The organism is Streptomyces sp. NBC_00876, from assembly GCF_045207435.1.
Taxonomy (GTDB): domain Bacteria; phylum Actinomycetota; class Actinomycetes; order Streptomycetales; family Streptomycetaceae; genus Streptomyces.
In genome coordinates, this window is sequence record NZ_CP108800.1 from 3,167,544 (window position 1) to 3,186,925 (window position 19,382).

Genomic DNA, 19,382 nt, shown 5'->3' on the forward strand with positions numbered 1-19,382 from the left:
CCTGTGGCCCTCACCGGACGCACCGCGCTGCTCGCGGCTCTGGGGTCACTCCCTGTAGGGATCCTGGCCCCGAGCTGGACGGGCATGCTCGCGGTCAATGTCCCGCTCTCACTGGCAATTGTGTGCGACTACGCCCTGGCAGCGCCAGTGCGCTCGCTTCAGTTCACCCGATCCGGTGATACAACAGTTCGACTTGGTGACGTTGCGGAAGTGCAACTCACCGTAGTCAACCCCTCCGGTCGTCGTCTGCGGGCGAACCTTCGTGACGCCTGGCCTCCCAGCAGCTGGCACCGCGGGACGGAGCAGTCCGCGTCCCGACACAAACTGACCGTTCCACCCGGCGAACGACGACGCATCACCACTTTCCTACGCCCCACTCGTCGCGGCGACCGGCGGGCCGAGGGGGTCACTATCCGCTCCTACGGCCCGATGGGGCTCGCTGCACGCCAAGGAAGTCATCAGGTCCCCTGGACCGTCAGGGTCCTGCCACCGTTCACGAGCCGAAAGCATCTTCCCTCCCGACTCGCCAGACTGCGTGAGCTCGACGGTCCCACCAGCGTCCTCAGCCGTGGCGAGGGCACGGAATTCGACAGTCTGCGGCCCTACGTTCCCGGCGACGACGTCCGCTCGATCGACTGGCGGGCCACCGCACGACAGACCGGCGTCGCCCTGCGGACCTGGCGCCCCGAGCGGGACCGGCACATCCTCGTGGTCCTCGATACGGGCCGTACCTCGGCAGGTCGGGTCGGGGACGTGCCACGGCTAGACGCCGCCATGGATGCGACGCTACTTCTCACCGCTCTCGCCGCTCGCGCCGGCGACCGCGTCGACATGCTCGCCTATGACCGCCACGTTCGCGCACGGGTCCAGGGCAGGGGAGCCGGGGAAGTCCTCTCGGCGATGGTCAATGCAATGGCACCGCTTGAACCGGAGCTCGTGGAGACGGATTCGCGGGGTCTCGCTGCCACAGCTCTGGTGAGCGCGCCTCGCCATTCTCTGATCGTGCTTCTGACAAGCCTCGATGCGGCGCCCATAGAAGAAGGCCTGCTGCCCGTCCTGCCCAGCCTCACCCAACGCCACACAGTGCTGCTGGCGGCCGTGAACGACCCGCATGTCGAGAAGATGGCCAAGGCAAGGGGCACAGTGGACGCGGTCTATGAAGCGGCTGCCGGAGCCCAGGCTCAGGCACGCCGGCGTCGCACTGCGGACCAGCTCCAGCGTCATGGCGTGGTCGTCGTCGATGCGACACCGGAGCATCTGGCGCCTGCCGTTGCCGACGCCTACTTGGCTCTCAAGGCAGCAGGGCGTCTGTAGCAGCACCGCCCGTCGGAAACCGAGTGCACGCCATGAAGCGGACTCAGTTTTGATTGGTTCTGGTCCGGAACGCAGAAAAGCCCCGTGCCACAAGGGCACGGGGCTTTTCCACAATGATTGTTCGGCGGCGTCCTACTCTCCCACAGGGTCCCCCCTGCAGTACCATCGGCGCTGAAAGGCTTAGCTTCCGGGTTCGGAATGTAACCGGGCGTTTCCCTAACGCAATGACCACCGAAACACTATGAAATTAACCAACACCGGATAAAAACACGGCCGTTCGTTATTTCAGAACTAACACAGTGGACGCGAGCAACTGAGGACAAGCCCTCGGCCTATTAGTACCAGTCAGCTCCACCCGTTACCGGGCTTCCACATCTGGCCTATCAACCCAGTCGTCTACTGGGAGCCTTAACCCCTCAAGAGGGTGGGAATACTCATCTCGAAGCAGGCTTCCCGCTTAGATGCTTTCAGCGGTTATCCTTTCCGAACGTAGCCAACCAGCCATGCCCTTGGCAGGACAACTGGCACACCAGAGGTTCGTCCGTCCCGGTCCTCTCGTACTAGGGACAGCCCTTCTCAATATTCCTACGCGCACAGCGGATAGGGACCGAACTGTCTCACGACGTTCTAAACCCAGCTCGCGTACCGCTTTAATGGGCGAACAGCCCAACCCTTGGGACCGACTCCAGCCCCAGGATGCGACGAGCCGACATCGAGGTGCCAAACCATCCCGTCGATATGGACTCTTGGGGAAGATCAGCCTGTTATCCCCGGGGTACCTTTTATCCGTTGAGCGACAGCGCTTCCACAAGCCACTGCCGGATCACTAGTCCCGACTTTCGTCCCTGCTCGACCCGTCGGTCTCACAGTCAAGCTCCCTTGTGCACTTACACTCAACACCTGATTGCCAACCAGGCTGAGGGAACCTTTGGGCGCCTCCGTTACTCTTTAGGAGGCAACCGCCCCAGTTAAACTACCCATCAGACACTGTCCCTGATCCGGATCACGGACCCAGGTTAGACATCCAGCACGACCAGAGTGGTATTTCAACGACGACTCCACAACCACTGGCGTGGCCGCTTCAAAGTCTCCCACCTATCCTACACAAGCCGAACCGAACACCAATATCAAACTATAGTAAAGGTCCCGGGGTCTTTCCGTCCTGCTGCGCGAAACGAGCATCTTTACTCGTAGTGCAATTTCACCGGGCCTATGGTTGAGACAGTCGAGAAGTCGTTACGCCATTCGTGCAGGTCGGAACTTACCCGACAAGGAATTTCGCTACCTTAGGATGGTTATAGTTACCACCGCCGTTTACTGGCGCTTAAGTTCTCAGCTTCGCCGACCCGAAAGTCAGCTAACCGGTCCCCTTAACGTTCCAGCACCGGGCAGGCGTCAGTCCGTATACATCGCCTTACGGCTTCGCACGGACCTGTGTTTTTAGTAAACAGTCGCTTCTCGCTGGTCTCTGCGGCCACCCCCAGCTCACCGAGTAAATCGGATCACCAGTGATGGCCCCCCTTCTCCCGAAGTTACGGGGGCATTTTGCCGAGTTCCTTAACCATAGTTCACCCGAACGCCTCGGTATTCTCTACCTGACCACCTGAGTCGGTTTAGGGTACGGGCCGCCATGAAACTCGCTAGAGGCTTTTCTCGACAGCATAGGATCATCCACTTCACCACAATCGGCTCGGCATCAGGTCTCAGCCTTAATGTGTGACGGATTTACCTACCACACGGCCTACACCCTTACCCCGGGACTACCACCGCCCGGGCTGGACTACCTTCCTGCGTCACCCCATCGCTTACCTACTACAAGTCTGGTTCATCGGCTCCACCACTACCCTCAACTCCGAAGAGATCGGGCCGGCTTCACGGACTTAGCATCGCCTGATTCAGTACTGGGCGTTTCAAAGCGGGTACCGGAATATCAACCGGTTGTCCATCGACTACGCCTGTCGGCCTCGCCTTAGGTCCCGACTTACCCTGGGCAGATCAGCTTGACCCAGGAACCCTTAGTCAATCGGCGCACACGTTTCTCACGTGTGTATCGCTACTCATGCCTGCATTCTCACTCGTGAACCGTCCACAACTCGCTTCCGCGGCTGCTTCACCCGGCACACGACGCTCCCCTACCCATCCCAGCCCCCGTTGGGGGTACATGCTGGAATGACACGACTTCGGCGGTACGCTTGAGCCCCGCTACATTGTCGGCGCGGAATCACTTGACCAGTGAGCTATTACGCACTCTTTCAAGGGTGGCTGCTTCTAAGCCAACCTCCTGGTTGTCTCTGCGACTCCACATCCTTTCCCACTTAGCGTACGCTTAGGGGCCTTAGTCGATGCTCTGGGCTGTTTCCCTCTCGACCATGGAGCTTATCCCCCACAGTCTCACTGCCGTGCTCTCACTTACCGGCATTCGGAGTTTGGCTAAGGTCAGTAACCCGGTAGGGCCCATCGCCTATCCAGTGCTCTACCTCCGGCAAGAAACACACGACGCTGCACCTAAATGCATTTCGGGGAGAACCAGCTATCACGGAGTTTGATTGGCCTTTCACCCCTAACCACAGGTCATCCCCCAGGTTTTCAACCCTGGTGGGTTCGGTCCTCCACGAAGTCTTACCTCCGCTTCAACCTGCCCATGGCTAGATCACTCCGCTTCGGGTCTTGAGCGCGCTACTAAATCGCCCTATTCGGACTCGCTTTCGCTACGGCTTCCCCACACGGGTTAACCTCGCAACACACCGCAAACTCGCAGGCTCATTCTTCAAAAGGCACGCAGTCACGACGCACCGAGTAAACTCGATGCGCGACGCTCCCACGGCTTGTAGGCACACGGTTTCAGGTACTATTTCACTCCGCTCCCGCGGTACTTTTCACCATTCCCTCACGGTACTATCCGCTATCGGTCACTAGGGAATATTTAGGCTTAACGGGTGGTCCCGCCAGATTCACACGGGATTTCTCGGGCCCCGTGCTACTTGGGTGTCTCTTAAACGAGCCGTTGATGTTTCAGCTACGGGGGTCTTACCCTCTACGCCGGACCTTTCGCATGTCCTTCGCCTACATCAACGGTTTCTGACTCGTCTCATGGCCGGCAGACCATGAAAAAGAGATCCCACAACCCCGCATGCGCAACCCCTGCCGGGTATCACACGCATACGGTTTGGCCTGATCCAGTTTCGCTCGCCACTACTCCCGGAATCACGGTTGTTTTCTCTTCCTGAGGGTACTGAGATGTTTCACTTCCCCTCGTTCCCTCCACACTGCCTATGTGTTCAGCAGCGGGTGACAGCCCATGACGACTGCCGGGTTTCCCCATTCGGAAACCCCCGGATCAAAGCTTGGTTGACAGCTCCCCGGGGACTATCGTGGCCTCCCACGTCCTTCATCGGTTCCTAGTGCCAAGGCATCCACCGTGCGCCCTTAAAAACTTGGCCACAGATGCTCGCGTCCACTGTGCAGTTCTCAAACAACGACCAGCCACCCATCACCCCGTTCCGAAGAACGAGTGCACTGGGGCCGGCAACCGAAGGACGACCTTTACGGCCGTACCTTCAGATACCCAACAGCGTGCCCGACACAATCAACCCGTTTACGCTTTCCACGCCGAAGCAGTACTTACGAAAACCAGCCAACCGTGCCGAATAGTCAACGTTCCACCCATGAGCTAACCACCGCCGAACATTTGCCGGCGTAGTGGCTCTGGATTCCTTGCGGAATCTAGATGCTCCTTAGAAAGGAGGTGATCCAGCCGCACCTTCCGGTACGGCTACCTTGTTACGACTTCGTCCCAATCGCCAGTCCCACCTTCGACAGCTCCCTCCCACAAGGGGTTGGGCCACCGGCTTCGGGTGTTACCGACTTTCGTGACGTGACGGGCGGTGTGTACAAGGCCCGGGAACGTATTCACCGCAGCAATGCTGATCTGCGATTACTAGCAACTCCGACTTCATGGGGTCGAGTTGCAGACCCCAATCCGAACTGAGACCGGCTTTTTGAGATTCGCTCCGCCTCGCGGCATCGCAGCTCATTGTACCGGCCATTGTAGCACGTGTGCAGCCCAAGACATAAGGGGCATGATGACTTGACGTCGTCCCCACCTTCCTCCGAGTTGACCCCGGCAGTCTCCTGTGAGTCCCCATCACCCCGAAGGGCATGCTGGCAACACAGAACAAGGGTTGCGCTCGTTGCGGGACTTAACCCAACATCTCACGACACGAGCTGACGACAGCCATGCACCACCTGTATACCGACCACAAGGGGGGCACCATCTCTGATGCTTTCCGGTATATGTCAAGCCTTGGTAAGGTTCTTCGCGTTGCGTCGAATTAAGCCACATGCTCCGCTGCTTGTGCGGGCCCCCGTCAATTCCTTTGAGTTTTAGCCTTGCGGCCGTACTCCCCAGGCGGGGAACTTAATGCGTTAGCTGCGGCACCGACGACGTGGAATGTCGCCAACACCTAGTTCCCAACGTTTACGGCGTGGACTACCAGGGTATCTAATCCTGTTCGCTCCCCACGCTTTCGCTCCTCAGCGTCAGTAATGGCCCAGAGATCCGCCTTCGCCACCGGTGTTCCTCCTGATATCTGCGCATTTCACCGCTACACCAGGAATTCCGATCTCCCCTACCACACTCTAGCCTGCCCGTATCGACTGCAGACCCGGGGTTAAGCCCCGGGCTTTCACAACCGACGCAACAAGCCGCCTACGAGCTCTTTACGCCCAATAATTCCGGACAACGCTTGCGCCCTACGTATTACCGCGGCTGCTGGCACGTAGTTAGCCGGCGCTTCTTCTGCAGGTACCGTCACTTTCGCTTCTTCCCTGCTGAAAGAGGTTTACAACCCGAAGGCCGTCATCCCTCACGCGGCGTCGCTGCATCAGGCTTTCGCCCATTGTGCAATATTCCCCACTGCTGCCTCCCGTAGGAGTCTGGGCCGTGTCTCAGTCCCAGTGTGGCCGGTCGCCCTCTCAGGCCGGCTACCCGTCGTCGCCTTGGTAGGCCATTACCCCACCAACTAGCTGATAGGCCGCGGGCTCATCCTTCACCGCCGGAGCTTTTAACCATCCCCCATGAGAGGGAAAGTGTTATCCAGTATTAGACCCCGTTTCCAGGGCTTGTCCCAGAGTGAAGGGCAGATTGCCCACGTGTTACTCACCCGTTCGCCACTAATCCACCCCGAAGGGCTTCATCGTTCGACTTGCATGTGTTAAGCACGCCGCCAGCGTTCGTCCTGAGCCAGGATCAAACTCTCCGTGAATGTTTTCCCGTAATCGGGTAGACACCACGAGAGCGGAACGACCATGTCGGAATATGACCGGTCGTCCACTGAATCCTCGCTGTGTGCATTGCCTACCAGGCCAGTGGCCTCGTAGGACTTTCAAAGGAACCTCGAACCTGCCGAAGCAGGTCGGGGTATCAACGTATCTGGCGTTGACTTTTGGCACGCTGTTGAGTTCTCAAGGAACGGACGCTTCCTTTGTACTCACCCTCAGAACATTCTCTGGGGCTTTCCTCCGGGCGCTTCCCTTCGGTCTTGCGTTTCCGACTCTATCAGACTCTTTCGTGTCCGATTCCCGGTCGAAGCGGGTTTCGCTTTCCAGTTCTTCGCTTTCGCGTTTCCCTTTCCGGCGGTTCCAACCTTACCAGACTCATTTCGTTCCGTTTCCGGTTCGAATTTGAATTCCGGTGGCCGTTGAAGTGGCCTTGCCTTTCGGCTGATTCGACTTTATCAGAAGCATTTCGGCCGAGCTAATCGGCTTCATGTTCCAGAGAGTGGGAATCAATGGCTCTGCGGAAATTCAATTTCCGGTGAGAGCGAGGTAACTCTAACTTGCTGAGCCCGAACTTGTCCAGTTCGAGGCAACCGTTCGAATCTACCTCCCCCAGTCCTCCGTGTCAACGGTTTTTTGGGGCGAGGAGGAGACTAGCAGGTCAGCGGGGGCGTATGCACATCAGGCGGCGACGGGCAGCTCGGCGCTTCGCTCGGTCACTGCGATGTCGCCTGCGTCGCCGGCCCGGGCCGCTCGGCCGCCCAGGATGTAGACGTAGGCAAGGAATGCCAGCTCGGCGGTGACCCCTGTGGCGATGCGCGCCCAGGTCGGGAGGCCGGAGGGGGTGACGAAGCCTTCGATGACGCCCGAGACGAACAGGACGAGGGCCAGCCCGATGGCCATGCCGATGGCGGCTCGCCCCTGCTGGGCGAGGGCTGTGCGGCGGGTGTGGGGGCCGGGGTCGATGACCGTCCAGCCGAGGCGCAGGCCGGTGCCCGCGGCGACGAAGACCGCTGTGAGCTCGAGCAGGCCGTGCGGAAGGATCAGGCCGAGGAAGGTGTCGAGGCGGCCGGCCGAGGACATCAGGCCGATGCCCACCGCGAGGTTCAGCACGTTGACGAACAGGATCCAGATCACCGGGACGCAGAGAAATGCGCCCAGTACGAGGCACATGGCGGCGGCCTGGGCGTTGTTCGTCCATACCTGGGCCGCAAAGGAAGCCGCCGGGTGGCTCGAGTAGTAGGTCTCGTACTCCCCGCCCGGGCTCGTCAGGCGGCGGAGGTCGTCCGGGGCGGCGATGGCCGACTGCACTTCCGGATGGGTACCGATCCACCAGCCCATTACGGCGGCCAGGAACGTGGACAGGACAGCGGTGGGTATCCACCAGTGTCTGGAGCGGTAGACCGCTGCGGGAAATCCCGCTGTGAGGAAGCGGGCGGCGTCGCGCCAGGAGGCGCGGCGGGTGCCGGTCACCGTGGACCGGGCGCGGGCCACCAACTGCGTGAGTCGCGCGGTGAGCAGTGGGTCGGGGGCGCTGGACTGGATCAGGGAGAGATGCGCGGCCGTGCCCTGGTAGAGGTCGACGAGTTCGTCGGCTTCCGCGCCGGTGAGCCTGCGCCCGCGGCGCAGGAGGTGGTCCAGGCGGTCCCACTCGATGCGGTGGGCGTTGACGAAGACGTCGAGGTCCATGATCGGCTGCTGCTCCAGGCATGGGTGTGTGCCGGTCCGTACAACTGCGGCGCGTTGCGGGTCAGCTTGGCAGACTGTGGCCCCCAGGGGCAGGGATGGTCGGCGAAGGGTGGGCGGCGATGAATGAGCTCGTGACCGGGGACGCGGTCGTGCTGGGGTTGAGGCCGGCGAAACTTCCGAGCCGGGCCCTGGCTCTGGCCATCGATCTGGTGGTGGTGGTGACGGCGTTCGTGCTGGTGTCGCTCGGGATGGCCATCGCAACGGCCACGCTGGACGACGCAGCGGTGGCGGCGGTGACCGTCGCGACCTTCCTGCTCGTTCTGGTGGGGGCGCCGATCGCGGTGGAGACGCTGAGCCATGGCCGTTCGCTGGGGAAGCTGGCGTGCGGGCTGCGGGTGGTGCGGGACGACGGAGGACCCATCCGGTTCCGGCACGCGTTGGTGCGCGGGGCGATGGGGGTCGTGGAGATCCTGCTGACTCTCGGGGTCGTAGCCTCCATCGCGTCGTTGGTGTCGGCGCGCGGGCGGCGGCTCGGGGATGTCTTCGCGGGGACTCTCGTCGTACGGGAACGGGTTCCGGCGGGCCGCGCCGCTGCTGTTCCGCCTCCGCCGCCCTGGCTGGTCGGACGGTTCTCCGGGCTGGACCTGTCTGCGGTACCGGACGACCTGTGGCTGGCGGTTCGTCAGTACCTGACGCGGATGCACCAGCTGGATGCCGCGGTGGGCCGGACCATGGCGGAGCGGCTGGCCGGGGAGGTCGCTGCGCGGACCGGGGTTCCTGCGCCGGTCCGCGTGCCTGCCGCCGCATATCTGGCAGCCGTGGTGAACGAGCGGCAGGCGCGGGACACGCGCCGCGTTTCCGCCGCCGCCCGGAACGCGGCCGGTGATCCCTTCGGGGCGGGACCGCAGGCGGGGCTGGCGGGGGTGGCCGGCGGAGTGGCGACGCCGTGGAGCGGGGGTCCTTCCGGAGCTCCCGTCGGAGCTTCCGGCCCGGGCCCCGTGACCCGCTTTGCCCCTGCTTCTTCCCCCTCTTCCCCTTCTTCCTCTGCCCCTGCGGCCCCTGACCGGACTGCCGTGGCGAGTGGGCCGGTGGCGCCCGGGGCGGCGGAGCCGCCGAGGCCGCCCGCTACCGGATTCGCTCCGCCCGCCTAAGGGCTGTCCCGTAATCCCTGGCGGATCAGCGCGCGGCGTCAGATGCGGTGCATCGCAAGGCGGAGGGACGTCCGCATACTGGACGTATTCGGGCGTTCCGACAACGCGGCGAGGCGCCGTAGCTGTCGTCGTGCGCCCGCCAGGGATTACGGGACAGCCCTTAGCGGTCGGAGGGCGGGGATTCCAGTTCTTCGAGCTCGATGCCAGGGGCCGAGACGACCACGTCGCCGGCGATGTGGACGGTGTGCTGTTCACCGGTGTCCAGAGCGCTGACCTGGTATTCGTCCACTGTCAGAGGGCCGTTGTCAGTGGGGTGCGCTTCACTGTTCACCAGGGCCCAGGACTGGTCGACCGTACGGGGGGCGAGCACCGGGTCCGTGAAGGTGACGACGCGGAGACGGGTCTCGGGGGAAGCGGGGGTGAGTCGCAGCAGCCGTGCGGTCGCGATGAGGAATGCGGGGGACATACCGGAGAAGCCGTGTGCGCGGACATTGTCTTCGGTGGCATGTGTGCCGGTCGGATCGGTACGGACCCAGGTGACGCCTTCGAGGGCGGCGCCGCGGACCTGCCAGCTCGCGGCATGCAGTTCGAGACGGATGGGGCGGCCGAGTTCGTCGAGGGTGAGGTCGAGGGATCCGAGGTGATCGCCGGACGGGGCGGTTGTCTGGGAGACGTAACGCCAGCCGGACGGGCCGGGCGCGCAATGGAAGTGTTCTTCGCCGAGGGGGGTGTGGTCGTGAAGATCGTGGAGCGAATAACGGCCGCGGGGCATGGGGTCCTTCGGGTTCCTCGGGCTGTGCGGGTGCGGTACGGCGCAGGCCCCCGACACGGGGGTGCGGGGGCCTGCGTTCGTAGCTGCTGCTGAATCACCGCGTGTGCGGGGTCTGCCGGTGACCGGTCACCGGCAGACCCCCACCGGGCGTGGCGGGATCAGTAGCGGTAGTGGTCGGACTTGTACGGACCCTCGACCTCGACGCCGATGTAGGCGGCCTGCTCGGGGCGGAGCGTCGTGAGCCTCACGCCGAGCGCGGCCAGGTGGAGTCGGGCGACCTTCTCGTCGAGGTGCTTGGGCAGCACGTAGACGTCGGTCGGGTACTCCTCGGGCTTGGTGAACAGCTCGATCTGGGCCAGGGTCTGGTCCGCGAACGAGTTGGACATCACGAACGAGGGGTGGCCGGTGGCGTTGCCCAGGTTCAGCAGGCGGCCCTCGGACAGGACGATGAGGACCTTGCCTTCGGGGAACGTCCAGGTGTGGACCTGCGGCTTGACCTCGTCCTTGACGATGCCGTCGATCTTGGCGAGGCCGGCCATGTCGATCTCGTTGTCGAAGTGGCCGATGTTCCCGACGATGGCCTGGTGCTTCATCCTGGCCATGTCGGCGGCCATGATGATGTCCTTGTTGCCCGTCGTGGTGACGAAGATGTCCGCCTGCTCGACGACATCGTCGAGAGTGGCGACCTGGTAGCCGTCCATCGCCGCCTGCAGCGCGCAGATCGGGTCGATCTCGGTGATGATCACGCGGGCGCCCTGGCCGCGCAGGGACTCCGCGCAGCCCTTGCCCACGTCGCCGTAGCCGCAGACGACGGCGGTCTTGCCGCCGATCAGGACGTCGGTGGCGCGGTTGATGCCGTCGATCAGCGAGTGACGGCAGCCGTACTTGTTGTCGAACTTCGACTTGGTGACCGCGTCGTTGACGTTGATCGCCGGAAACAGGAGGGTGCCGTCGCGGTGCATCTCGTACAGCCGGTGCACACCGGTGGTGGTCTCCTCGGTGACGCCGCGGATCTCGGACGCCAGCTGGGTCCACTTCTGCGGGGCCTCGCCGAGGGTGCGGTTCAGCAGGGTGAGGATGTGGGCGTACTCCTCGCTGTCCGCGGTCGACGGGTCCGGGGCTGCGCCGGCCTTCTCGAACTCGACGCCCTTGTGGACGAGGAGGGTGGCGTCACCACCGTCGTCGAGGATCATGTTCGGACCGCCGGTGGGGGTGTTCGGCCAGGTCAGGGCCTGCTCCGTGCACCACCAGTACTCCTCGAGCGTCTCGCCCTTCCAGGCGAAGACGGGGACGCCCGCGGGGGCCTCCGGAGTGCCGTTCGGGCCGACCGCGATGGCTGCTGCGGCGTGGTCCTGGGTGGAGAAGATGTTGCAGGAGGCCCAGCGGACCTCGGCGCCGAGGGCGACCAGGGTCTCGATCAGCACGGCCGTCTGCACGGTCATGTGCAGTGAGCCGGTGACGCGGGCGCCGGCCAGCGGCTGCGTGGCGGCGTACTCCTTGCGGATCGACATCAGGCCGGGCATCTCGTGCTCGGCCAGGGTGATCTCCTTGCGGCCGAAGGCCGCGAGGGAGAGATCGGCGACCTTGAAGTCCTGTCGATTGGCGACCGTCGTCATAACGGGCTGCTCCTCGTAATGGGGTCGAGGGTGGGTAGGGCGGCTCTGCGGCGGCGGGCACAGGAATGCCCGGGCGCTCGCAGCGCAGTCCGTCGGAGGCCCTCTCTCCCTCGGCCGGTCCGGCGTACGGACCGATCGACCGCCATCAGCAGCGACGTCTGACACTGCCGTCGAATCTACACCGAACGGCCCAGCCGCTCCCAGCCCACCCGGTCCGGGAGCGGCCTCACAGGCGCAACGGATGCGGTCAGTGGCCGGATTCCGTCGAGCCGGACGGGGTCTCGGGGGTGCCGGGGGTCTCGCCGGATGTGGCCCCGCCCGTTGCTCCGCCCGGTTCCTTGGCCGGGTTGGTGCCGGCCGCGGCGGCCGCCGCGTTGTAGATGTCCGGTTCCAGGTAGATGACGCGGGCGATCGGGACCGCCTCACGGATGCGGGCCTCGGCGTCATTGATGGCGTTGGCGACCTCGGTGGCCGTCTCGTCGTGCCGGACCGCGATCTTGGCGGCGACCAGCAGTTCCTCCGGACCGAGGTGGAGCGTGCGCATGTGGATGATGCCGGTGACGGTCTCGCCGTCGACGGCCGCCGCCTTGATCTTGTCGACCTGGTCGGTGCCGGCGGCCTCGCCGAGCAGCAGGGACTTGGTCTCGGCTGCCAGGACGATCGCGATGACGATCAGCAGGATGCCGATGCAGAGCGTGCCGATGCCGTCCCACACACCGTCGCCGGTGCCCAGCGCCAGGCCGACGCCGGCGAGCGCCAGGATCAGGCCGATGAGGGCGCCCAGGTCCTCGAGCAGCACGACGGGCAGTTCCGGCGCCTTCGCGCGGCGGACGAACTGGGTCCAGGTGAGCGAACCGCGGGTCTCGTTGGACTCCTTGATCGCCGTACGGAAGGAGAAGCTCTCGGCGATGATCGCGAAGACGAGGACACCCACCGGCCAGTACCAGGCCTCGATCTGGTGCGGGTGCTTGATCTTCTCGTAGCCCTCGTACACCGCGAACATGCCGCCCACGGAGAACAGGACGATGGAGACGAGGAAGGCGTAGATGTAGCGCTCGCGCCCGTATCCGAAGGGGTGCTGGGGGGTGGCCTCGCGCTTGGCCCGCTTGCCGCCGAGCAGCAGCAGTCCCTGGTTGCCCGAGTCGGCGAGCGAGTGGACGCTCTCCGCGAGCATCGACGACGAGCCACTGAACAGGAACGCCACGAATTTAGCCACTGCGATCGCGAGGTTGGCGCCGAGTGCCGCCACGATCGCCTTGGTTCCGCCTGACGCACTCATGGGTGCCTGGTGTCCCTTCTTCGGTGCTGCGGCTCCGGCGGCCGCGGTACGGCCGGACATTGTTGCAGTCGCTCGTGCGGACGGTACGTCAGGCCACCACTGTGGCGCGGAACAACGTACCCGTACCGGACACTTCGGTCTTCTCGCCGGCCGGCACGAAGACCGACTCGCCCGGCGTGAGGACGAGCTCCCCCGCCCGCGGGGTGCCGGCCGTGCAGAGCAGGATCTGGGGGGTCGCCGCGGTCAGTGCGACGGGGGCGGCGCCGGGTGAGAGGTCGAAGCGGGAGAGCCGGAACTCGTCGACGGGCGTCTCGTACACCTCCTCGCCGGACGGGGAGGCCTCCGGGCGCAGAATCCCCGGTTCGGTGGCCTCGAAGCGGACGATGCGCAGGAGTTCGGGTACGTCGATGTGCTTGGGCGTCAGGCCGCAGCGCAGCACGTTGTCCGAGTTGGCCATGATCTCGACGCCGAGGCCGTCGAGGTAGGCGTGCGGGACTCCGGCGCCGAGGAACAGGGCCTCTCCGGGCTGGAGTTGTACGTAGTTCAGCAGCATGGCCGCGAGGACACCGGCGTCGCCGGGGAAGTGGTGGGCGATGCGGGCGTACGGGGCGTAGGCGCCGCCGATCCGTTCGGCGGCGGCCGCCGCGGCGGTCACCGTCTGCCTCATCTGCTCCGGGTCCGCGCTCAGGATCGCCGTGAGGACCTCGCGCAGGGCGGCCTCTTCGGGGTGGGCGCGGAGCAGATCGGCGTACGGCTTGAGGGAGTCGACGCCCAGCCCCTCCATCGCCTCGGCCGCTTCAAGGGGCGGGCGGAAGCCGCACAGGCCGTCGAAGGGGGTGAGCGCGCAGATCAGCTCGGGCTTGTGGTTGGCGTCCTTGTACGTGCGGTGCGGGGCGTCGATCGGGACGGACCGGCGCTCCTCGTCCGCGTACCCCTGCTGCGCCTGGGTGAGATCCGGGTGGACCTGGAGGGAGAGCGGGGCGCCGGCGGCGAGGAGCTTGAGGAGGAAGGGCAGGTGGGGGCCGAACTTCTCGACGGTGGCCGGGCCGAGTTCGCGGGCCGGGTCGGCTGCGATGACATCGGTGAGGGGCTGCTCGACGGGGGCTGCCGGAGTCGGGCCGGGGGTTGAGCCGGGCGTCGAGTCCGGTGCCGTGCCGGGGGCGGGTGCGGGTGCGGTGCGGGTTATCAGGGAAGGGGCTCCGGGGTGGGCGCCCATCCACATCTCCGCCTGCGGTTCGCCGGTCGGGGCGATGCCGAGCAGGGCGGGGATGGCGGTGGTGGAGCCCCAGGCGTACGGGCGCACGGTGTTGGAGAGCCGGTCCATGAAAGTCGTCCTCGTGCTTTGTGGGATGCGTGCTTTGCGAGATGTGTGCCTTGCGAGGTGCGCGCCTCGCGAGACGCGGTGGTGTTCGCTGGGTGCGGGGGTGTTCGCTGGATGTGGTGACGTCTACCCGGGGTGGTTCAGGCGCGGGCTGCCGAGGCGAGGGCCAGGTAGACGGCGGCGAAGTCGGTGACCGCGAGGAGTTCCGCGAGGGCTTCGAGCTTGCTGCCCTCCTCCGGTTCGAGCTCGCTGATCGCCGTGTCGTGGCCCAGGGCGAGCTCGCGGGCCGCGGGGGCGGCGCTCAGGCCGCCCGTGGGCCGGTCGCGGAGCAGGACGACCCGGGCGTGCAAGGGTTCGGACTCATCGACGCGGTCGCGGAAGAAGTCGTCGGGGTCGGCTCCGGCCGCGAAGGCCCCGGCCAGCAGGGCCCCATGGGCGGGGAGCGCCTCGGGGAGTTCGGCGGCGAGGGCCGGGCGGCCCGAGAGCTCGGCCAGCACCGCGGCGAACCGGCGACCGACCGGCCCCGCGGCGTCGCCCTCCGTCCAGACGAGGGGCAGGCTGTCCGCGAGCTCGGCGGCCAGGGTCTTGGCCGGGTTGCTGTACGTGGCGACGGCGGGTCCGCAGCGTTCCGCCGTGCGATCCAGGCGGTCGGCGACGCCCTGGAGCGCCTCGGCGGGCGCCGTGACCAGGCCGACGCGGTCGAGCAGCGCGAGCAGCGGGGTGAACAGGGCCCACAGGGTGCCGGGGCCGGCCGCCGATGTCTCGGCGTCGTACTCGCCGTGCGGGGCGGAAGCCATCGGTACGACGAGGCCGTGCACCCCGTCGACCGCCTCGTGCAGCGGTGACTGCCGGGGGGCGACGGCCACGACGGTGCAGCCGCGGCGGTACGCCTGCTCGGCGAGGAGGGCGAGGCCCGGTTCGGCCCCGTCCGCCGTGACGACGAGCAGCAGGTCGAGGGAGCCCGCCCAGCCGGGCAGCGTCCAGCGCATCGCGCCCGTGGCGGGGGCGACGCCGGTCGGGTGGATGCGCGTGACCGGCGCGGAGGCGCCGGCGAGAGCAGCGATCAGATCGGCGACGCCGGTTGCGGCGGTACCTGAGCCGGCGACCAGGACGGCGCGCGGGCGGCCCTCCGGATTCAGCTCGGTGATCCCGGCCTCCGCGGCGTGCCGGGCGGCGGTACGGACCCGGGCCCCGGCCTCGGCGGCGCCGCGGAGCAGACCGCGGCGGTCGGCTCGGGCCAGGGCTTCCGGGGCGTCGAGCAACGACTCGTCGAGCATGGGGACGGTCCTCCGATCACGTGCCGATCACCGTGCGGGGTGTGGGGCCGGTTACGCGGGGCGGCGGGCCTCGTCGACGAGGAGGACGGGGATGCCGTCCCGTACCGGGTAGGCCAGGCCGCAGTCCTTGCCGGTGCAGATCAGTTCGGGGCTGTCGGCCGCCGACCGGTCATCGAGGGGGGAGTGGCAGGCCGGGCAGGCCAGGATCTCCAGGAGGCCGGCTTCGAGCGGCATGGGGTGGGTCCCTTCGGGCGGGCGGCGAGTGGGTGGTGATGGTGCGGGTTCCGCGTGTGCGGTTGATCTTGTTCAGTTGATCTTGTGCATGCCTCTTGGAACGGGCGAGGTTAGCCTACCGCCGGGGCGGCGGGGGCGCGGCCTGGCCGTCCGGCCGGGGTTGGGGGGCGGGGCGGTTGTGGGGGTGGTGCGGTGCGGGGGTGGTGCGGTGTGGGGGTGGTGCGGTGCGGGGGGGGGTGCGGTGTGGGGGGGTGCGGTGTGGGGGTGCGCCTGCGGCGGGCTTGTTCCCCTCCCCGCCCCTTCCCGTAACCGGGGCTCCGCCCCGGACCCCGCTCCTCAAACGCCGGAGGGGCTGGAATGGGGCTGGGGGTGCGGAGGGGCTGGGGCGGGAGGAAGCCTCGGAGAGGCCGGATGGGCCGGAGGGCAGAGGGGGCCTCGGAGGGCCTGAGAGACCGGAGGGGCTGGGGGCGGAGGAGGCCTCGCAAGAGCCGGAGAGGCCGGATGGACTGGGGCGGAGGAGGCCTCGCAAGGACCGCAGGGCCGCAGGGCCGCAGGACCGCAGGACCGCAGAAACGCAGAAACGCAGAAACGCAGAGGCCGCAGAAACGGAAGGTCACAGAGGCCGGAAGGGCCGCAGAGGCCGAAAGGCCACAGGAGGCCTCGGAGGGGGTGGGTCAGGGGGTGGGGGTGGGTCAGGGGGTGGGGGTGGGTCAGGGGGTGGGGGTGGGTCAGGGGGTGGGGGTGGGTCAGGGGGTGGGGGTGGGTCAGGGGGTGGGGGTGGGTCAGGGGGTGGGGGTGGGTCAGGGGGTGGGGGTGGGTCAGGGGGTGGGGGTCTGGCGGATCAGGGTCAGGACCTCGTCGCGTACCGCTGTCATCGTTTCCTCGTCACCGGCCTCGACGTTCAGGCGCAGCAGCGGTTCCGTGTTGGAGGCGCGGAGGTTGAACCACCAGGTGGGGGCCGTGACCGTCAGGCCGTCCAGGGTGTCGGTGGTGACGCCCTCGCGGCCGGCGAAGGCTGCTCGTACCTCTGCGGTACGGGCCGGCTGGTCGTCGACCGTGGAGTTGATCTCGCCGGATCCGGTGTAGCGGTCGTACTGGGCGACCAGGGCCGAGAGGGGCTCCTCCTGGCCTCCGAGGGCGGCCAGGACGTGGAGGGCGGCGAGCATGCCCGTATCGGCGTTCCAGAAGTCGCGGAAGTAGTAGTGCGCGGAGTGCTCGCCGCCGAAGATCGCGCCGTGTGCGGCCATCTCCGCCTTGATGAAGGAGTGGCCCACCCGGGTGCGGACCGGGGTGCCGCCGTGTTCGCGTACGACCTCGGGGACCGAGAGGGACGTGATCAGGTTGTGGATGACCGTGCCCCGGCCGCCGTTGCGGTCCAGTTCCCGGGCCGCGACCAGGGCGGTGATCGCCGACGGGGAGACGCCCGCGCCGCGCTCGTCCACGACGAAGCAGCGGTCCGCGTCGCCGTCGAAGGCCAGGCCCAGATCGGCGCCCTCGGCCACCACCCGGGCCTGGAGGTCGACGATGTTCCTGGGGTCGAGCGGGTTGGCCTCGTGATTCGGGAACGTGCCGTCCAGCTCGAAATACATCGGTACGAGCTCCACGGGCAGATCCTCGAAGACCGTGGGGACCGTGTGGCCGCCCATGCCGTTGCCCGCGTCCACGACCACCTTCAGGGGGCGGATCGCGGACAGGTCGACCAGGGACAGCAGGTGGGCGGCGTAGTCGGTGAGCGTGTCGCGTCCGGTGACCGTGCCGGGGGTGGCGGCCGGCTGCGGTGCGCCGGTCTCCGACCACTTCTCGACCAGCGTGCGGATCTCGGAGAGGCCGGTGTCCTGGCCCACCGGGGCGGCGCCGGCGCGGCACATCTTGATGCCGTTGTACTGCGCCGGGTTGTGCGAGGCCGTGAACATCGCGCCCGGCAGGTCCAGGGCTCCCGACGCGTAGTACAGCTGGTCGGTCGAGCAGAGGCCGATCATGGTGACGTCGGCGCCGCGGGCCGCCGCGCCCCGGGCGAAGGCTCCCGAAAGGGCGGGGGACGTGGGGCGCATGTCGTGGCCGATCACGATCGCGGCCGCGGCCGTCACCTCGACGAACGCCGCCCCGAACAGTTCGGCCAGCGCCTCGTCCCACTGATCGGGCACGACTCCGCGTACGTCGTAGGCCTTCACGAGCTGCGACAGATCTGCGGTCACGGGCCGGTCCTCCTGAGGGTTTCTTCGGACCGCCAAACTACCCGGCGGCCGGGAACGCCTCACGCTCCGGGCGCGCCGGGGAGTGGTCCCGCCTCAGGAGTCGGGTGAGCGCAGTACGCGGAGGTGGCCCCTGCGGCCGACCTCCGTCGGTTCCGCGGCGCGCGGGCCGCCGCCCCTGGTCCCGTCCCCGCGGTCCTGCGGACGCGCCGCTTCCCGTACGGCGTTGGCGAGCGCTTCGAGGTCGTCACCGCTGGGGCGGACGGGCGCGGAGGGGTCGGAGAGCCGGACGACCTCCCAGCCGCGGGGCGCGGTCAGCCGCTCGCTGTGCTCGGCACAGAGGTCGTAGCAATGGGGCTCGGCGTAGGTGGCGAGCGGGCCGAGGACCGCAGTCGAGTCGGCATAGACGTACGTCAGTGTCGCGACGGCAGGGCGGCCGCACGCGGTGCGCGAACAGCGACGTACAGGGCTCACGATATTGGACGGTACCGCACTCTTGAGCGGGCTGCGACGACTCTCCCCCGGCCCACCCCACCGTGTCGCCCTGTGACCTCGTGCACAGCCGCTTCCCGGGCAACTCCCCTGACCTGCACGGGAACAGAGCGCCACCGGGCGTGACGGCAGCGTTTCCGGTCGCCGCTCGGCCCAAAACCCGTCGCGGGGCGGGAGATCGGCGATCGGGAGCGGGGCCTGAAACGGGCTCCCGTATGGCCGGATTGTTCAAGAGCGGACAGACCCCGGCCCTCCCGGGCAGCCGCGGTCCGCTGGTTCCCGCGCAGGGTTACGCTGCGTCAGTGATGGACAGTCCCGTACCGCCCCACTCGTCCGAGCCGCGACCGCGGCGCCGAGACCGGCACGGCCGCGGCATGCGCGGCCCCGTCGCCCCGCCCCAGGTGCCGCTGTCGGCCAGCCGGGCGGACAGCTTCCGCGATCTCGTGCAGGACTCGGTGGAGCGGCTGGAGCGCCGCTGGCCGCAGCTGGCCGAGGTCGACTTCGTGGTCCTCGACGTGCCGGAGACCGCGGAGGAGATCGTGCCGCTGGGCAGCGCGCTGTCCGCGGAGAAGCAACGGCCGGCGCAGATCGTCATCTACCGGCGCCCGGTGGAGATCCGCACCAAGAACCGCGACGAGCGTGCGCTGCTGGTGCACGAGGTCGTGGTGGAGCAGGTGGCGGAACTGCTCGGGCTCTCGCCGGAGTCGGTCGATCCGCGGTACGGACAGGAGTAGCGCCGGCGGCGGGTGCGGGTCCTCGTATCCGGAC

12 protein-coding genes and 3 rRNA genes are annotated in these 19,382 nt (G+C 66.7%); 3 read left to right on the forward strand and 12 right to left on the reverse strand.

Annotated features, from left to right (window positions below; genetic code table 11):
* The first annotated feature begins 3 nt into the window (after positions 1-3).
* Positions 4-1,314 carry a DUF58 domain-containing protein gene (locus OG782_RS13830; RefSeq protein ID WP_406450743.1) on the forward strand — a complete coding sequence of 437 codons (1,311 nt, stop codon included), beginning with the start codon at positions 4-6 and terminating at the stop codon, positions 1,312-1,314.
* 119 nt (positions 1,315-1,433) lie between these two features.
* Here the strand turns inward: OG782_RS13830 and rrf are convergent.
* The 4 genes from rrf to OG782_RS13850 all read right to left on the reverse strand — a co-directional run bounded on the left by rrf (position 1,434) and on the right by OG782_RS13850 (position 8,280).
* Positions 1,434-1,550 (reverse strand): 5S ribosomal RNA (rrf, locus tag OG782_RS13835).
* A gap of 79 nt (positions 1,551-1,629) precedes the next feature.
* Positions 1,630-4,754, reverse strand: a 23S ribosomal RNA gene (locus tag OG782_RS13840).
* Positions 4,755-5,052: 298 nt separating this feature from the next.
* Positions 5,053-6,578: ribosomal RNA gene (locus OG782_RS13845) — 16S ribosomal RNA — on the reverse strand.
* The 16S, 23S and 5S rRNA genes sit together here, the layout of an rRNA operon.
* 694 nt (positions 6,579-7,272) lie before the next feature.
* Complete coding sequence (locus OG782_RS13850) at positions 7,273-8,280, reverse strand: stage II sporulation protein M (protein ID WP_406450745.1); 1,008 nt, start codon at positions 8,278-8,280, stop codon at positions 7,273-7,275.
* Between the two features lie 119 nt (positions 8,281-8,399).
* On the opposite strand from OG782_RS13850, the gene OG782_RS13855 reads away from it, so the two are divergent.
* Positions 8,400-9,431, forward strand: a complete 1,032-nt coding sequence (locus OG782_RS13855; protein WP_406450747.1) for an RDD family protein — start codon at positions 8,400-8,402, stop codon at positions 9,429-9,431.
* Between the two features lie 160 nt (positions 9,432-9,591).
* On the opposite strand, the gene OG782_RS13860 is transcribed toward OG782_RS13855, so the two are convergent.
* The 8 genes from OG782_RS13860 to OG782_RS13895 all read right to left on the reverse strand — a co-directional run bounded on the left by OG782_RS13860 (position 9,592) and on the right by OG782_RS13895 (position 18,596).
* A complete protein-coding gene (locus tag OG782_RS13860) occupies positions 9,592-10,203 on the reverse strand; it encodes a hypothetical protein (RefSeq protein WP_406450749.1) in 612 nt (203 codons plus the stop codon).
* Between the two features lie 158 nt (positions 10,204-10,361).
* Complete coding sequence (gene ahcY / locus OG782_RS13865; RefSeq protein ID WP_406450751.1) at positions 10,362-11,819, reverse strand: adenosylhomocysteinase; 1,458 nt, start codon at positions 11,817-11,819, stop codon at positions 10,362-10,364.
* 247 nt (positions 11,820-12,066) lie between these two features.
* Positions 12,067-13,098 carry a cation diffusion facilitator family transporter gene (locus OG782_RS13870; protein WP_406450753.1) on the reverse strand — a complete coding sequence of 344 codons (1,032 nt, stop codon included), beginning with the start codon at positions 13,096-13,098 and terminating at the stop codon, positions 12,067-12,069.
* Between the two features lie 88 nt (positions 13,099-13,186).
* Entirely contained in the window at positions 13,187-14,422 is a 1,236-nt protein-coding gene (manA, locus tag OG782_RS13875) for a mannose-6-phosphate isomerase, class I (RefSeq protein ID WP_406450755.1), read from the reverse strand.
* 137 nt (positions 14,423-14,559) lie between these two features.
* Positions 14,560-15,696 carry an SIS domain-containing protein gene (locus tag OG782_RS13880; protein WP_406450757.1) on the reverse strand — a complete coding sequence of 379 codons (1,137 nt, stop codon included), beginning with the start codon at positions 15,694-15,696 and terminating at the stop codon, positions 14,560-14,562.
* A gap of 51 nt (positions 15,697-15,747) precedes the next feature.
* Entirely contained in the window at positions 15,748-15,930 is a 183-nt protein-coding gene (locus OG782_RS13885) for a Trm112 family protein (protein ID WP_328894320.1), read from the reverse strand.
* Positions 15,931-16,748: 818 nt separating this feature from the next.
* Positions 16,749-18,125 (reverse strand): phosphomannomutase/phosphoglucomutase, encoded by a 1,377-nt coding sequence (locus OG782_RS13890; RefSeq protein ID WP_406450759.1) that lies wholly within the window; start codon positions 18,123-18,125, stop codon positions 16,749-16,751.
* Between the two features lie 93 nt (positions 18,126-18,218).
* The gene (locus tag OG782_RS13895) at positions 18,219-18,596 is read right to left on the reverse strand and encodes a DUF3499 domain-containing protein (RefSeq protein WP_406450761.1); all 378 of its coding nucleotides are present in this window, start codon (positions 18,594-18,596) and stop codon (positions 18,219-18,221) included.
* Positions 18,597-18,919: 323 nt separating this feature from the next.
* On the opposite strand from OG782_RS13895, the gene OG782_RS13900 reads away from it, so the two are divergent.
* The gene (locus OG782_RS13900) at positions 18,920-19,348 is read left to right on the forward strand and encodes a metallopeptidase family protein (RefSeq protein WP_406450763.1); all 429 of its coding nucleotides are present in this window, start codon (positions 18,920-18,922) and stop codon (positions 19,346-19,348) included.
* The last annotated feature ends 34 nt before the right edge of the window (positions 19,349-19,382 follow it).

Coding starts and splice junctions, on each gene's coding strand:
- OG782_RS13850 (WP_406450745.1), bottom strand. CDS start 8,280: ATGGACCTCGACGTCTTCGTCAACGCCCACCGCATCGAGTGGGACCGC.
- OG782_RS13855 (WP_406450747.1), top strand. CDS start 8,400: ATGAATGAGCTCGTGACCGGGGACGCGGTCGTGCTGGGGTTGAGGCCG.
- OG782_RS13860 (WP_406450749.1), bottom strand. CDS start 10,203: ATGCCCCGCGGCCGTTATTCGCTCCACGATCTTCACGACCACACCCCC.
- ahcY (WP_406450751.1), bottom strand. CDS start 11,819: ATGACGACGGTCGCCAATCGACAGGACTTCAAGGTCGCCGATCTCTCC.
- OG782_RS13870 (WP_406450753.1), bottom strand. CDS start 13,098: ATGAGTGCGTCAGGCGGAACCAAGGCGATCGTGGCGGCACTCGGCGCC.
- manA (WP_406450755.1), bottom strand. CDS start 14,422: ATGGACCGGCTCTCCAACACCGTGCGCCCGTACGCCTGGGGCTCCACC.
- OG782_RS13880 (WP_406450757.1), bottom strand. CDS start 15,696: ATGCTCGACGAGTCGTTGCTCGACGCCCCGGAAGCCCTGGCCCGAGCC.
- OG782_RS13885 (WP_328894320.1), bottom strand. CDS start 15,930: ATGCCGCTCGAAGCCGGCCTCCTGGAGATCCTGGCCTGCCCGGCCTGC.
- OG782_RS13900 (WP_406450763.1), top strand. CDS start 18,920: ATGGACAGTCCCGTACCGCCCCACTCGTCCGAGCCGCGACCGCGGCGC.